This is a genomic window from Citrobacter amalonaticus Y19 (assembly GCF_000981805.1).
In the GTDB taxonomy this organism is placed as follows: Bacteria; Pseudomonadota; Gammaproteobacteria; order Enterobacterales; family Enterobacteriaceae; genus Citrobacter_A; species Citrobacter_A amalonaticus_C.
The window spans coordinates 2219738-2236070 of sequence record NZ_CP011132.1; the positions used below are offsets into that span (position 1 = coordinate 2219738).

At 45.3% G+C, this 16333-nt stretch carries 12 protein-coding genes and 1 pseudogene; 12 read left to right on the plus strand and 1 reads right to left on the minus strand.

The features are described 5' to 3' along the window. The first annotated feature begins 29 nt into the window (after positions 1-29). The 9 genes from F384_RS30165 (at position 30) to F384_RS10195 (ending at position 8701) form a co-directional block, all read left to right on the plus strand. Entirely contained in the window at positions 30-170 is a 141-nt protein-coding gene (locus F384_RS30165; RefSeq protein ID WP_046481357.1) for a hypothetical protein, read from the plus strand. Beyond that, positions 163-846: a virB8 family protein gene (locus F384_RS10155; protein WP_046481358.1), complete on the plus strand. Its 684-nt coding sequence runs from the start codon at positions 163-165 to the stop codon at positions 844-846. The genes F384_RS30165 and F384_RS10155 overlap by 8 nt, the downstream gene beginning before the upstream one ends. After that, on the plus strand, positions 843-1736 hold the full coding sequence (virB9, locus tag F384_RS10160) for a P-type conjugative transfer protein VirB9 (protein WP_413541465.1): 894 nt from the start codon (positions 843-845) through the stop codon (positions 1734-1736). Before F384_RS10155 ends, virB9 begins: the two co-directional genes overlap by 4 nt. Next, positions 1733-2965, plus strand: coding sequence for a VirB10/TraB/TrbI family type IV secretion system protein (virB10, locus tag F384_RS10165; protein ID WP_046481360.1), 1233 nt, complete (start codon positions 1733-1735; stop codon positions 2963-2965). The genes virB9 and virB10 overlap by 4 nt, the downstream gene beginning before the upstream one ends. Further along, on the plus strand, positions 2955-3971 hold the full coding sequence (virB11, locus tag F384_RS10170; RefSeq protein WP_046481361.1) for a P-type DNA transfer ATPase VirB11: 1017 nt from the start codon (positions 2955-2957) through the stop codon (positions 3969-3971). The genes virB10 and virB11 overlap by 11 nt, the downstream gene beginning before the upstream one ends. Positions 3972-4014: 43 nt before the next feature. Further along, a complete protein-coding gene (locus tag F384_RS10175) occupies positions 4015-4317 on the plus strand; it encodes a hypothetical protein (RefSeq protein ID WP_046481362.1) in 303 nt (100 codons plus the stop codon). Positions 4318-5110: 793 nt separating this feature from the next. Further along, positions 5111-6847, plus strand: a complete 1737-nt coding sequence (locus tag F384_RS10185; RefSeq protein ID WP_046481364.1) for a type IV secretory system conjugative DNA transfer family protein — start codon at positions 5111-5113, stop codon at positions 6845-6847. 8 nt (positions 6848-6855) lie between these two features. After that, the gene (mobC, locus tag F384_RS10190; protein ID WP_046481365.1) at positions 6856-7659 is read left to right on the plus strand and encodes a MobC family replication-relaxation protein; all 804 of its coding nucleotides are present in this window, start codon (positions 6856-6858) and stop codon (positions 7657-7659) included. Then, positions 7652-8701: a DNA-methyltransferase gene (locus F384_RS10195; protein WP_046481366.1), complete on the plus strand. Its 1050-nt coding sequence runs from the start codon at positions 7652-7654 to the stop codon at positions 8699-8701. Before mobC ends, F384_RS10195 begins: the two co-directional genes overlap by 8 nt. Positions 8702-9426: 725 nt before the next feature. On the opposite strand, the pseudogene F384_RS28735 reads toward F384_RS10195, so the two are convergent. Beyond that, positions 9427-10339 (minus strand): annotated as a pseudogene (locus F384_RS28735) (IS5 family transposase). A 201-nt stretch (positions 10340-10540) separates the two neighbouring features. Between F384_RS28735 and F384_RS10215 the strand changes: the two are divergent. The 3 genes from F384_RS10215 (at position 10541) to F384_RS10230 (ending at position 16252) form a co-directional block, all read left to right on the plus strand. Next, positions 10541-11587 carry a hypothetical protein gene (locus F384_RS10215; protein ID WP_046498041.1) on the plus strand — a complete coding sequence of 349 codons (1047 nt, stop codon included), beginning with the start codon at positions 10541-10543 and terminating at the stop codon, positions 11585-11587. Positions 11588-12557: 970 nt separating this feature from the next. Next, on the plus strand, positions 12558-14591 hold the full coding sequence (locus tag F384_RS10225) for an ATP-dependent nuclease (RefSeq protein WP_046481370.1): 2034 nt from the start codon (positions 12558-12560) through the stop codon (positions 14589-14591). Beyond that, on the plus strand, positions 14588-16252 hold the full coding sequence (locus F384_RS10230) for a UvrD-helicase domain-containing protein (protein WP_046481371.1): 1665 nt from the start codon (positions 14588-14590) through the stop codon (positions 16250-16252). The genes F384_RS10225 and F384_RS10230 overlap by 4 nt, the downstream gene beginning before the upstream one ends. Positions 16253-16333: the final 81 nt, after the last annotated feature.

Below are 16333 nucleotides of genomic sequence, written 5' to 3' on the forward strand. Positions count from 1 at the left end.
TTCTGTCTTCGACAAACACAGGAATCAATATGAAATCCAGCCTCATCTTTCTGATGCTGTGCGTCCTCATGGGTTGCGCACAGCGTCAGCACGATTTGACGCCAGTCTCTGGCGATCCTCAACCGGTTAATTCCCACGCGATTATTCAGGAGCTGACAAAACATGTCTGAAACAGAAAACATCATTGCGTCATCCCGAACCTTTGAATCTGTCCTGCTGGAAAAGGATGAACGGGAAAAAAAGCTGGCGTGGCGAATAGCGGCCATAGGGTTTACTTTGGCCGCAATGGCGATCACCGCACTGATTATTCTGCTGCCGCTGAAAAACACCGAAATCGAATTATGGTCGGTGGATAAACAGACCGGACGTTATGAATATATGACCCGGATTAAAGAGCAGAGCATTTCCACAGAGAAAGCACTAGCTCAGGCGTTAGCGGCACATTATGTCAGGCTCCGCGAGGGCTATAACTATTTTGCTCTCCAGCGCGATTATGACGATGTGCAGTTATTCAATAGCGACAGTGTGAACCGGGATTATCTCGACGGGTTTAACAGCGATCAGGCACCCGATGTCACTTTCAATAAAGCGGAATATGTCGTGTCTATCGACATTATTTCCAATGTTCACGCGACTGCTACAGCACCTGACCATCTGGCGACCTTACGCATTAAACGGACTATCCGCCGGATTGTCGATAATTCGGTTAAAACAGATGTCTGGAACATTCGCTTAACTTATCGCTATCTCCCCCGCAAACAACTGACAGACAGCCAGCGAGAAATCAATCCGCTGGGGTTCATCGTAACCAGCTACCAACGCGATAAAGAACTGAGGGGTGAATGATGCTGAAAACAACAGTGATCTTGTGGCTTCTTTTGGGTTCATCCACAGCCTGGAGCGCGGCGATACCGCGCAGCAGCACGTATGACAGCCGAATGCAAAATGTCACCTATAACAGCCAAAATGCGACCATCGTCAACACCCGCCCCGGCTACCTCACCACACTCCTGTTTGATGACGATGAAGAAGTCATCGACGCGCAAGCGGGTTTTCCAAAGGGCTGGAAAGTCACAAAAAGCGATAACCGGGTCGGTATCAGCCCAAACCCTATCACCCAACCGGTAACCGATGATAATGGCAACAACATCAATAAGGTGTTTCTGCCAACGGCGAGCGAGTGGAGAACCAATCTCTTTGTCGTAACATCAAAGCGCGATTACAGTCTGGAACTGAACGTACTGGAGAATGACTCGTCTTCCCAGGCCTTTATTATCCGTTTTCGCTATCCGGATGACGAGCGCAGGCAATCCGAGGCAGCCAGCGCAGCGCGTCTGAAACTCATGCGTGAAACACAGGAAAAGCAGCAGATAACGACAGCCTTCGAGCAGGTAACCACGCCGCGTAACTGGCTTTACACCAAGCGGGTCGCGACGAGTTCAGCCTCCATAGCACCAGATTTTACTTACGATGATGGCCGCTTTATCTATCTGGGTTTTTCTCCCGCCAAAATCCTTCCGTCGATCTTCCGGGTCGTTAACGGACAGGAACAGACCGTAACGCCTCGCATAGCCAAACAAGGAAACTACACAGTCGTCGTCGTGCGGGCAATGTCACCACATCTAGTGTTGCGCTACGGCAGCGCAGTGGTCGGGATTGAGAATACGTCATTTGGCAACGCTACCGTTGGCAGCGATGACACCGTTTCATCTGTCGTTACGCTGGAGGCTAAATGACTGATAAATCCATCCCAGACACAACGGAAAAAACCGTGGCGGAGCTGGAGGCTGAAGCCCGTGAACGCGCCCGTTCAGCGATGGCGAGCCAGGCACACGAGCAAAACACGCCTCCCGGCCAACCTGAAGTGACCCGCTTCAAAAAAGCCTCCAGCCGCCGGACACTGCTGGTCAGCCTGCTAAGTCTAGGCGCCCTGATTGCGCTGGCATTGGGTGGAGATCGCTTCCTTGCAGCATTAAAGCAAAGCGATGATAAGGCGGCTGAAACCACAATCCCGCCATCAGCCAGTACGGGGCAACATGAGCGTAAAAACCTCGGTATGGACAACAATCCGTTCGGCCTGTTCGGTCAGGACAAACAGGAAACCGCAACAGATAATCATCCAATACAGACGGCACCACCGTCAGAGCCTACCGTTTTAAATAAGGCAGCAGCACTGACCGATGGGTCAAATAGTGCCGTTGATTCCGCACAGAGCGGTCATGCTCTGGCTTCACAAACAGCACCTTCCGGCACACAACGCAATCAGAGCAAAGACACGCCTGCAACCACATCTGGCACAGAGGCTAACGACGCCAATCCCGGTATTGCAAAAGTGACCAGCGTCAGGCGACTGGGTCTCGATCCCAATCTCTATCTTCCGGTTGATCTTTATATTCCGTGCTCAATGATGCGACGTTTTGTCTCTGACGTAGGTGGTCGTATTTCGCGCCTCATCGGTGAAGATATCTACAGCGCCAACCATTACGTGAAGTTGCTCCCTGCCGGAACCGTCGCCAGAGGGTTCTACCGCACCGGGGCGCTGCAACATGGCCGGAGCCGGATGTTTGTCATCTGGACGGAATTACGCACACCAGAACCCGGTAGCCTGCAAATCCCGCTGATTGATACCGAAGCCACTGGTCCATTGGGTGAAGCCGGGATTAGCGGCTGGATTGATACCCACTTCTGGGAACGGTTCGGCAATGCGTTGATGTTGAGCACTGTACAAGATGTAGCCGCCGCCGCATCAGATTCAGCACCGGGGAAAGACCGCAATACCGATTACACCGAAAACACCCGCGCTGCCGCGTCAGAAATGGCGAAAACGGCGTTAGAAAACAGTATCACTATCCCGCCCACGATGTACCTCAATCAGGGCGATGTGATCGGCATCATGACCGGTACGGATATCGATTTCTCTTCCGTTTATCAACTGCGTTTAAAAAAGAGGTGGTATGAACGCTGAAAACCTGTCGCTGGATTTTATGAAAAACCAGTTATTTGGTGAATTTCTGCCACTGGCAGGCCTGACGGAAATCGCCATCAACCGCCCCGGAGAGATCCACACCAAAATAAACGGTCGATGGGGGAAGCATGATTCTCCGGTTACGTTGCGTCAGTGCCATGCGTTTGCCAAAGCACTGGCCTCATGGAATGAGGACAATATCGATGATACCTCCCCCATCCTTTCCGCTACATTAGGATCAGGTGAACGTGTCCAGACCATTATCCCCCCAGCCTGCGAGCGGAATACCGTATCGATTACGCTGCGAAATCCGTCATTTGAGCAGAAAACACATCAGTCCTGGATTGATGCCGGTTTTTATAATCGGATAGCGAGTAAGGAGAGAAACGAAGGTAAAGACGATGAACTGACTCGCTGCTATAACAATGGCGATATTCCCCACTTTATCGAAAAGGCCGTTGAGTACGGCAAAACGATCTTTATTGTTGGTGAAACCGGCTCCGGTAAAACCACCTATATGAAGACGTTGCTGCACTATATTCCGCCACATCTCAGGCTAACCACGATTGAAGACAATCCTGAAATCCGGTTTTATCACCACGCTAATTATGTCCATCTGTTTTACCCGGCAGATGCCGGAGACGAGGCGATTATCACACCCGGCAGACTTATCAGAGCGAATTATCGAATGAATCCAGATCGGATTCTGCTGGCGGAAATTCGTGGGCGGGAAGCGTGGGATGCGCTGAAAATTATCGGCTCCGGCCATGAAGGCCTTATCACCTCCCTGCACGCAGGCAGCCCGGAAGAGTGTATTGAAGGGATGATTGACCGCTGCTATGAGAACCCTGATTGCAAAAATATCCCGTTCGGTGTGCTGTTACGCAAAGTGCTTAAATGCGTGGATATCATCGTCAGCGTAGATATTCACGGCGATATTCGCCGGATGGGGGATATTTATTTCAAACCGATACACCTTCATCAAATGAAGAAAGTATTCAGATAGACGAACAGTTAAAGCCCGCTCATTCTCAATAAAGGTATTTGATATGAGAACAATCATATTCACCGCCTGCATTTTCTGCATGAATTTTTTACTGCCCTCTTCCGTAATGGCCGCTGATGCCTGTAAGATTGTTTTATGTCTGTACGGTAAAACAACCGATAACGGCGGAGGAAATGGATGTCAGTCTGCTGAAAGCTCTTTCTTTAATGTTGTAAAAAAGAACAGACACGGATTTCACCCCAACCGTACCGCCGATGCCCGAAGAGACTTATTGCTCGAATGCAAATCAGCCGACCCGAAAATTATCGACCAGATAATTAATAAATTTGGCCGCGTGCGTAATTGAAATCAATGAAAAACGGTAATAACAATATCTGGATGATTAGCCCCCCTGTCAAATCGAGATGGCGAACTCGGCACCGGTCGTGACGGTTTTAGGCTTTTAAATTTATGCGAATAGCAGAAATTTAAAAGTGGCGTAAGGTGAGTAAATTCTATTTCGCAGAAATAGCTAATTTGCGTCGCCGAACCCATCTGCAAACAGCCGCGCCCACGCGGATTTTGCAGGCCGGGGGGAGCCGAATAAATTTCGCCGCCCCAGCGAGCGAAAAGCTATCGCCCACGATAGCGGTTTATTTGGGGGGCTTGCCCCGCACACCGTCGCCGCTAAGTCTCCGGCCAAAAGCCGGTAGCGTGGCGCGACCACCCCCTTTAAAGGTCAGCTTCCCTTTTATTCACGCTGCGAGGAACGAGCAAAGGGAATAAAAGGGCGAAAGCGACCGTCTTAAAGGGGGTGGTCGCGCGTAGCGGACGACGGTGTGCCGCCGTTGACCCTGGGGTTTTGGGGTGGCGTCCAGCCACGACATTACCCCCATGTGACATGCAGGGAGAGCGTCCAGCCCGAGCGTAATGTCACACGCCGTTGCCCGTCATTCGGGCGTTTCAGGAGACTGACGACCATGCGTCGGCTGTTTTCTGAAAGCGCAGATAACGGTCATGAGCGTCGGAGACGTTCAGTGCTTTTCATCTGTTTATGGGCGTCATCAATAGGCGTCGCGCGTGGGCGTGGGGTTTAACGTCCATCGGTGACGCTCATGTGATGCGCCCGTCACACCGAAATCAGACCGGAGATCACTGCGATGGGAACTCATCTGATGCAAAAGCTGAATGCCTTTTCGGATGCCTTTTCTGTTTTTCTGCTGTGGCTGCAACATAACCCGGTAATACTGTCCATATTTGCCGGGCTGACACTGCCATTTATTTTTCATCTGCCACGTGAAGAAAGAAAAAATGCCCCCTTCTGGTTAAAACTGGTGGCGGGTGTATCCACCTTCTTTCTCATATTTGGCACCCTGTCACCGCTGACCATTCAGGGGCTGAGTTTTGTCTTCAAAGTACTCGACAATAACATTCTGCCCAGATTATCACTCTGGATACTGACGGTCGGATTTACCCTTGCCGGTCTGGCTTTTCATATTGCAGGCCGAAGGCTGCTGGCGGGTGAAATCGACAGTTTAAAACATCGGATGATTAAAAAAAGTAAACTGGAAAGAAATGTCAGAACAGATGTTCGTGAAGTCAGAGACATGTTACCTGACAGCACTGCGTATAATCCGTTGGATTATATTGCCCTGAATAACGGTATTTTTATCGGGCTGGATAAAGATGACCAGCCGCAATATATTACCGCCGAAGAATTTCAAGCTCAACACGCAGATCTTATCGGCACCACAGGCTCTGGTAAAGGCGTCAGTGCCTGTGTGCTGCTTTATCAGGCAATACTTGCAGATGAAGGCGTATTTGTCGAAGATCCTAAAAATGATGAGTGGGCACCGCATGTACTGCGGGAGGCTTGTCAGAAAGCCGGAAAACAATTCGTCATTATTAACCTGAATGACCTTAATTTTCAGCTTGATTTACTGGCTGATATTTCTCATGAACAACTGGAGGAATTGTTTAATGCCGGTTTCAGCCTGGGTAAAAAAGGCGAAGGGGCTGACTTTTACCGTATAGCCGATCGCCGCGCAGCCAGAAATACGGCAGCTATTTATGAAAATGGTATGACATTACGTGATTTATTTAACACTGACTTTGTGAAATCCATCAGTGAAGATGTGCCTGCTTTTTATGGCGAGCTTGAGGAAATCGCTTTAGTGAATTCCATTAATGCCCGCAACGGATTTTCCTTAAAGACCATTTTTGATGAAGGCGGATGTTGCTACATCATCGGCTCGATGCGTAATCAGAAAATCATATCGGCTCAGCGAATGATTTTAACCCGCCTGATTCAGATAGCTGAAACCCGTGACCGGATAAAAGGCAAACCTCGCCCGGTCGCTATTTTTCTTGATGAACTCAAGTATCACCTGTCCCGCCCTGCGCTTGAAGGACTTGGCGCAGCGCGGGATAAAGGAGTGCATATCATCATGGCTCATCAGTCGGTAAAAGATTTATATGACTGTCCGGCAGATCTGGAGGGTGATGCCGTTGCCGGTTCGGTGATTGAGAACTGCAAGTTTATGCTGGTTTATCGCCTTCGTGATCCGGACACCGCCGACTGGGTGGCAAGGATGACCGGCTCTATTCTGGTAGACGATGAAATGAGGAAAGTTAAAACGGATATATCCCTGACAGAGAAAATGGAAACGGACAGGATGATCCGCCAGGCTGAACGATATTATATAGACAGTAACATGTTGCTTAACCTCCCCCAATTTGTTGGTTTTGTTTTTACCCAGAATGATCTGGCGAAGGCAACCAAACTATTTCACATACCGGCAAAAAAGCAATATATCGACATTCTTTCATTTGAGAATAAAAACCCTTCGCACACCGAAAAAGAAAGCCAGATCCACAAACCCTCCATTAACCTGTGAGACTATCAATGCTTATTCATAACGTTGCTGAAAGAAATGAAGCCGCAAAACGGAGAATGCGCGCATTGCTGTATTTTCTCAAGGAAGAAACGTTCTCTGATTTTCGGACCTTAAAAAAAGTTGTCGGCTACAAAGGAAAACATAATCATGCGATGTATAACCTGCTTAATAAAGCAGTTGCAATGGGCCTCCTGAATAAACATGAATACCCGGTATTGACCGGGAAAAAATCATTGTGGGGGATCAACATGCAGGGACTGGCAATGGTGGTTAGCGCTAATGACAAGGTTTTCCCCACCTATTTTGAGCCGGGAAAACTCAGACATTGGACACTAGAGCATCGCCTGTTAAACCAGCGAGTTAGAATCGCACTTGAGGAAAAAGGCGGTACGGGCTGGCTTAACGGCGATCGGGGAGAGTTCATCGCGCGGTATACGGGAGTCCGACACCGACCGGACGGCATTATTACCTTAAGCAGCGGTGCCATCGTTGCGGTGGAAACAGAGCGAACGATGAAAACCCGTGCCCGTTACATCAGCATAATTAACAGTCATCTTACCGCCAGCGACTCTGGACGCTGGCACTATGCGATGTATGTTATGCCGGATGATAAAACCAAAGAATCGCTGGTCAGGCTGTTTGACAGCATCAGGACGGTGATGAGGAACAACGTTCCCGTCCCGTTTGATGCAAAGAACCGGGAGATGTTTCTCTTCCGTACCCTTGATGAACTGGAAAATAGTGTCAGTGATAAGCAGGTGTCCCCCTCTTCATCAGCTGATGGTGATGACGGGAGGGAAAGCCATGTATGACATTTTGACTCATGGCGACTGCCTTGACGTACTCGGTGATATGCCGGGCAACTCTGTGGACAGCATTGTGACCGATCCGCCATATGGTATTAAATTCATGGGGAAAGCGTGGGACTATGATGTCCCTTCACTGGCGATCTGGGAAGAATGTCTGCGAGTACTCAAACCCGGTGGTCATTTGCTGTCGTTCGCGGGCTCCCGTACTCAACACCGGATGGCAGCGCGTATTGAGGATGCGGGGTTTGAAATACGTGACATGATCGTATTTCTCTACGAGACCAGCAATATTGCGCAGGTCCTCATTGAAAGTTTGTCTCCGGACCAGCTCAAATTGCTGGACGCGGCATTTGGGCGTGATGGAATGCTGTGCTGGGTATACGGTTCGGGCTTTCCTAAATCTCACCACGCGTTAAAACCTGCTCTGGAGCCGATTACCCTTGCCCGCAAGCCATACAAGGGATCCATAGCATCCAACGTAGGTGTGTATGGTACCGGAGTTCTTAACATCAGCGAATGCAGGATCCCTCTGGCAGAAGGAGAATCACCCTATGATTATCCAAATGGACCGGGAGGTTCCGATCCCAACCACATGTGGCGAGGCAGAAATAAAGGTGATGGCGGTATCGCCAGGCAAGGAAGCCCAGATGGTCGCTGGCCTGCCAATCTTATCCATGATGGCAGTGACGAAGTACTTGGTATGTTCCCGGATCCCCTTCAGCAGGCAGAAATTAGTAGTACCAGTCGTTTCTTTTATTGTGCGAAAGCCAGCAAAAAGGACCGCGGTGAGGGGAACAATCATATGTGTGTAAAGCCTACAGAACTGATGCGATACCTCTGCCGTCTGATTACCCCCTCAAGCGGCACTGTACTTGACCCCTTTATGGGGAGTGGAAGCACCGGCAAAGCTGCGGCGATGGAAGGATTCAATTTCATCGGTATTGAGCGAGAAGAGGGTTATGTGAATATTGCTCGCAGGCGTATTGCGACAGCACGTAGTACCACTGTTCGTTCTGGTGACGTAGGAAGACACATTGATAAATGAAGCCGGGTTAAATGCCTCCAAGAGTAGTTGGCTAAGATTTGAGCTAACATTTTTATGGCTCAGGGCATAACCTAATCTGACAGTCAGCTTTGTGCCCAAGCTGTGTGAAAACCCTGACCTAAAACTGAAGTGCGCGCATCTACGCAAAATCTGGGAATGCTCGACTGATTAGCTGAGAAAAATTTTACGTATGAGCGCTGTTTTCAGCCTTCTTTTTGGCAATTTAAGCGACCAAAACAGTTTTCAAACAGCCTGTGCCAAAAGTTGACATTCGGCGTTGTGGTAAATGCCTGATCATTAATTCTTTTACTAGGAGCAGTTTATGTTTGTTGATGGTTTTTTGTTCCGTTTGAAAGTGTTTTATGCACGACGCGAGGAATGTAGCTTAGTTATTCTAAGTGACTGACGAGCAAACAAAGCCTAAAACGCTTTCAAAAGAACCCGCAGGGCAGCATTTGTCTGGTATTTCTACGGCGTATACCAGTTTATGTAGAATAACTACACAGGCTTTTCCTTGCATAAATACTAGACAAATAGCTGCAAAATTCATCACCCTTGCACAAACCGCTGTATAAATTCCCAAGTCTCCAGCTTGAGTAAATTCAAGAACAACTAGCATACTGTCTGTATAAATTTTGCCGGACACAAATTTACTGATTTCAGAAAAGCTTGGGCTTTGTTGAATAAGTAAATTTCGTGGTACAGTAAAGCCGCTCCCATACCTTTTAAGCAATGCGCACGCTGTGCGGCATATCCAGTAACGTCATAATTTTGAACGCTTTCACTAACGCCATCGATTCACCCACCTGCCCATCGTAGTTCCGCAGCTTCATCCGTCCCCCACACACTTTCTTTACTCGCGACATCGCTGTTTCCGCCACTGAACGCAGGTGATAACCATTTTTTCTTTCCGTGACTTGTTGCTGCCCGTCTGTCGCTGATGCGCCACCGCCTGATCCGGTCCGGGTACATGGCCAACGGCCAGTAGACCGCCCCATTGCGCGGCGGGATTACGGGCTTGATTTTCTTCCTCTTCAGGCTGTCGTGGCAGTAGCACGCCGTCTGCCAGCGCTTTCATTATTCGCCGGAGCGTCTTACTCATCAGCCCCAGCAACGCCTGCGCGTCCTTAGTGTTGCTCAATGACAGGTCGGCGCACACTATTTCATGCGTCGCCGCGTCCACTGCCAGATGCAACTTGCGGCCACACCCGGCGTTTCTCCGCTCCGTGCTTTTTGACCTTTCATTCCCCCTCCCCGAACATCTTCAGCCCTGTGGAATCGATGACCAGATGCGCTATCTCGCCGCGCGTCGACGTCTTAATATTGACGTTAACGTTCTGAGCCCGCTTGCTGATGTTGGTGTAATCCGGGCAACTTAATGACACCAACATCATCCGAAAAACTGAGTCGATAAACCTTTGCAACGCCCGCAGCGTAAGGCTGAAAACGCTTTTAGCATCAATGCAGTGATGATTGCCGTATCGGTGTAGCACCGGGTCTGCCACGCCGTTCTGGTTCAGCAGCGTCGTACCATGCAGCGGTGGCGTCATCGCTGAGCCGGACCGTCAACGAACCCCGTTGCCGGAGCGCCTAGTTATAAGTTTTCCAATTGGTGGTTCTGAACTTCTGCTTTGCCAAGGGACGACCTGTGTTGAAGATGATGAGTGATCTAATCCTTCAAATCAGCAAAAGTTCGATTTATTCAACAAAGCCAAAAGCTTGTTGAAATAGAGGTACATTAGCGTTATTTTGGGATGAGTTAAATTCCGAAAAGAAGGTATTAAAATGTTCGACTTGCGGGCAGGCTACCTTTGAAAATGGATTGTTATGGGGATTGAAATGGATCTATTCGAACTAAAAGTATCAGAAGGAAATTTACATCAAAATTTTAGAAATATTTTAGTACCAGAAAGAGAGATAGAGCGTAGGTTATTTCAATCATGGGCTGATGGATTTTTTGATCGAGATAAAAAGTTTGTGAATGAATTTCAAACCACCTTTAACTCTAGTTTTTGGGAAATTTACTTATTTAAGGTAATCAAAGACTTTGGATATTCGGTAGACTGGACTAATTCAGCTCCCGACTTTGATATTGCATCTCCATTCTCTAATTTTACTTTAGAAGCAACAACGGCTAATGCGGCAAATGGTAAAACAAATGAATGGGACAAAACATTTTCCCAAGAAGAGCTGAAGAAACTCAAGCGCTTCACTGAAATCAACAAGGAAGCGATGATACGGTTGGCAAATTCATTCTTGAGCAAATCAAAAAAGTACATAAAATCATACTCAAATTTAGAGCATGTGAAGAGAAAGCCCTTTGTACTTGCTATTGCTCCGTTTGAACAACCACATTTTAACCTACAATATAATCGACCAATTAATGCAGTATTGTATAACCAGTATGTTGATGAGGATGCATATTTAGACAACCCTCAAAAATACCCAATAGGCCCGCCAACTGTAGAGCTTGATTTTATTGAAAAAGATAATGGTTCTGAAGTGCCGCTAGGCTTTTTCTCTACGAATGAATTTGAACATATAAGTGCTGTTATTTTTTCTTGTACAGCGTCATGGGGAAAGCTCAGCGCAATGAGTCTGGATTTCGGCTCAAATGTAGAAGTTCGTTCTGTTTGGTCGAGCTCAAAAGATGGTGTTCCCTCAAAAAGAGTCTTATTAAGTCAAGAGCACTCAGAAACAGTGGTTGATGGTTTACAGGTTTATCATAACCCTTATGCTTTAAATCGATTGCCGTATGAAGTGTTTGATAAAAAAGGGGTTGTTCAAACATATTTTGATCCACAAACAAAAGACATTACCCGACATGGGCTTGAACATGCGTTGTATTTTAGGCAGGTTATTCGTCTGACGCAAAAAAAAATCTAGAACAATGTGCTAATTGCACTGAAAACACCATCGATGTGCAAGCGCGACTTACTACTCGTTGCAAATTCACTGCACAACATTCAAGTTTTAGGCTGGTTGAAATTCAAGGAGTTAAAATGCTTATAGCAAGAATCCCGGAGGATATTTTGTGGTCGCTGAATGTTTTATTTCCAATAAATAAGGGGGAATGCTTTTCAAATAGTGGCGTGGCCACAATTTGCAATTTGGGTGACTATGAATATTCTAAAATAATAAAAAGCCATCAGCTCTTGATTCAATATGCACTTGGCTTTTTAAGCCCTCCAGGTAACGACACAGTCCCTCATGCGTGGCTAATTTGTACGAAAGATAATAAGACCACTTTCTATTGGGATCCTACTCTCCAATTGAATTCGCCACTATGGAACCAGAAGAGCCAAGAATTCAGGTATGCAACAAGGTACGTCCTAACCTCTGATGAATTACGAAACTGGTTTCGAAATAAATATCCTGACAGGAAGTTGACTATTGATGGCATACCTGATGGGAATACTAGATTTCCCATAATCAATCAAACAGGACTTATTGAGTGAGCGCGCAGCCTGACAAGCGCCACTACATCGCGCCTATGGCGTTGGACTGCCTCTGTAGCGAACGTTAATGTCCGCATTTCGCTCGTAGCTGGCAAGAAGCTATCTCGAGGACAAATTAGTGAAGCGGACGTTCATTCTGGTTAATCCTCCATTTTTCCTGCACTGTACAAATCAGCTTGTGTTGTTGATCAAGTCCGTGATTGGAAGATCGCAGAAGGGAGAGATGCGGCGCAGGGTAACAGTAAGCAATTGGTTGTTCAAAAATTTATGTGATGAGCGTGTAGTTATGCTCATTTTGTTGACAGTAAGCATGGTAAATTATTGCTTTTAATAACAAGATTATTATGATGAATTGATCTTTTTCAGGTTTACGTGTTTGTATAATCAGGATGTGATATATGCAGCTTAAGAAAATTTTCATCTCCGGTTTTAAAAGCATTTCGAATGAAAATCCTCAAATCATTAACCTTGACCATGAATTAACTACATTTATCGGCCATAACGGAACTGGAAAAAGTACGGCTATGGAAGCGCTAAATAAGCTCTTCTCGGTGGATCATTCACTACGTGGTATATCAATAAATGACTTCCATAATGCGGATGGTGGGAACGATGAAAAGAGCAAAAGTTTAATAATAGAAGCCTGGTTTAGCTTCCCTAAACCAAATGAAGGAAAAATTTCGATCCCTCCTTTAATTGAACACCTCACCATTGATAAATCTGATGGGGTCATTCTTTTTAGGGTGCGATTAGAGAGTAAACTTTCCTTTGAAGCAAACCCGATGGGGGATATTGACGAAGACGTCTGGGTGGTTAACACCAGTGACGACGTGGTTGAGGAGAGCAGTAAACAGAAGCTTTCCGCTGCAGTAAGAAACTCCATCCAGGTAAGTTATGTTCCAGCCAATAGAGATCCCTTATTGCAATTGAAGTATTCATCAAAGGCGGTGCTTGGTCGTTTGCTAAAGGCGATTGAGTGGGTTGGAGGTAGTCAGGAAGTCATAGAGGAGCAAGCGGCACAACTAAACGCATTAACGAAGAGCAATCCTGCAATGAATGAGATTGCGGTGGCGATTAACGCCAGTTGGGGTAATATCTACAAGGGGCGTTATTTGTCCCAAGCATCACTTAACTTTCCACTCGCTAATATCGATGAAATACTGAAACTGATTCAACTTCAGTTTAATCCTGATGAAACTGGCAACACGGTAAATGTAGATCGATTAAGCGATGGACAAAAATCATTGGTCTATTTTTCTCTTATAAAGGCGATGTTTGATATTGATAAGAAGACCAGGGAGTTGATTTCCTCTGGAGAAGCTTCTAATTTTAACCCTGAAAAAATGAGATTGCCGATTTTTAGTATGATATCCTTGGAAGAACCCGAAAACCACCTTTCGCCTCATTACTTAGGCAGAATAATTAAGTTGGTGAAAGATTATAGTCGTAATGAATTGTGTCAGGTTATTATTTCTTCCCATTCTTCTTCCATTTTAAGCCGAATAGAGCCTGAGCAAATACGTCATTTCAGACTGGATAAGGATTCAAAAAGCACGGTGGTGAATGCGTTAACGTTGCCGGAAAAAGAAGATGAGCTTTCTAAATTCATTAAAGAAGCTGTAAAAGCGTATCCAGAGATCTATTTTTCTAAACTAGTGATATTTGGTGAGGGAGATAGCGAGGAAATCATAATACCTAAGGTACTTGAGCTACACTCAACGGAAATTGATAGTCACTCCATCTCTGTTGTTCCTCTTGGCGGACGTCATGTGAATCACTTTTGGCGTCTGTTGAAGTCGTTGCAGGTCCCCTTTATTACTTTGCTGGATTTTGATATTGATAGAAATGGCGGTGGGTTTGGACGACTTAAATATGCCATTGAACAATTAGCTATGTTTAGTGAAAGTGGAAGCACCTATATCCATAAAGATATTGCTGGGCTTATACCGTCATGGGATGACGCACGGAACCCAATAGATTTCACCATTAAATATAACGACGGAGCGACAATAAATATTGTTAATGAATTAGAAAAGTGTAATATTTATTTTTCTTCTCCGATAGATATTGACTATGCCATGATTGAAGCTTTCCCTGACATTTTTTGTGAGAAAGATGAAGTTTATGGTGAAAGAGGCCCCCAAAATACCAAGAAACAAGAAGGTAAAGAAGAACAAGATGAGCTAATAAAAGCAGTATTGAAAAAAGGAAACTCCGGTATTCGTTACGGATTTTCAGCTGATTATCTAAAATATTTTCTGTGGTATCGCTATCGCTTTTTATCCAATAAAAGTAAACCTGCATCACATATCAGAATGTTTTCTAAAATTGAAGAAAAGTATACGTCAGAAGAAATGAGAGCAAAATTGCCCTCAGAGCTAATTAGAGTTGCTGAAAAGACAGTGACATTATTGGCGGGGGTCATTGAATGACCATACAATGGCAACCTTCAGAAGGAATTACACCAACACTGGAGTTAATGGATATTATTCTGTGTGATCAATCCATTTCTGTACTTGCCGGTGCAGGAGCGGGTAAAACAGAACTTATAGCTCAAAAATCGAATTACTTGTTGCAGACAGGAAAGTGCATGTGGCCTAAACGCATATTATGCCTTTCTTATAAAAAAGAGGCGCAGGAAAATATTAAAGAGCGAGTAAATAAAAGATGCGGACAAAAAGGCGAGCGTTTTGATTCGTATACTTTCGATGCTTTTTGTAAGAGCATTGTTGACCGTTTTAAGGATATTTTACCTGAGCATAAAAGGCCTTTAAATAGTTATGACCTAGTGTTCAACGCCAAGGCCAGTAATGGTAAGGATAAGTTATCTTTTGATTTAATCAGAAATCTGGCTGTAGAGATTTTAAAAAATAGAGCAGATATTGTTGATCTTTTTTCTTTTACCTATCCACATGTTTTTATTGACGAGTTTCAAGATACACGTTCTGATCAGTATGAGTTGATTAAAATTCTTTTTAAAGATAGAGGAACACAATTGCTAGCTGTGGGCGATATCAACCAGAGCATCATGTTATGGGCTGGCGCCAGAAAAACAGTGTTTGAAGACTATGAAAGAGAATTTAACACTACCAGGAAACTACTGGTGCAAAATTTTAGAGCCAGTGATGAAATTCAGGAAGTATTGAGATGTTTTATTCACTTTGTGCAAAATGATGCCAATTTTTCTCCAATAACAAAGAATGTCGATAATTGCACTATCCATTGTTATGATGATGAGATTTCTGAGGCTGATGGCATTGCTGATAAAATAGAAAATTTTATAGCTTCCGGCATTAAAGAAAAAGAGATATGTGTGCTAGCTAAACAGCAGTCAGAACAATATACGGAAAAACTCCGAGATAAGTTAACGACGAAAGGGATTAGAAATCTTGATATGTCAGAACTGCAAGACTTCTTAAAAGAGCCATTAGGGCGAATATTTGCCGCTCTGTTCAAGGTTTATACATCACGATCATCATCAAGCTATACAGAGCTCTGCGATTTATACCTTAATTTACATAGAGTTACCCGTGGCGATGAAAAAGAAGACTCGTTGATTAAAGGGCTGTCGGATAAAATAGCGGCAAATAGAGAAATGTTGGGTGACTCGCCCAACCCTGATTTATTAATATCCTATATTAAAGATATTATAAGTTTTTTTGGGTTAAAAAAAATGATGGGGCGATGGAATCAATACAAGTCCACTCATTATTGGAGTCAGGTCTGGCTCAGTCTTGAACGACACTTGCGCAACACAATAGGCGCAACGCACTCTCTTAACGAAGCTGCACTGATGTTTCAGGCAGAAAATTCCGTACAAGTTATGAATGTGCATAAATGCAAGGGGTTAGAATATAAGGTGGTTATTTTTCTTGGTTTAGAGGATCAGGCCTTCTGGAACTATAATAAAGAAAAATTTGAAAATGACTGCGTTTTCTATGTCGCGTTATCCAGAGCGAAGGAGAAAATATTAGTCACGACAGCTAAACATAGAGAACACAGAATAAATAATGGATATGACAATAGAAAATCTAACTATCAGATGGTTATGCCGGTATATTCATTTTTGATAGATCATTGCAAGTTCAAATGAATGTATAGCAGTGGTGTCTTGCACAATAAAATTTTCACCAGATTGCAGGAGCAGTCTAGAAATTCGTTCAAGTCGACGCCG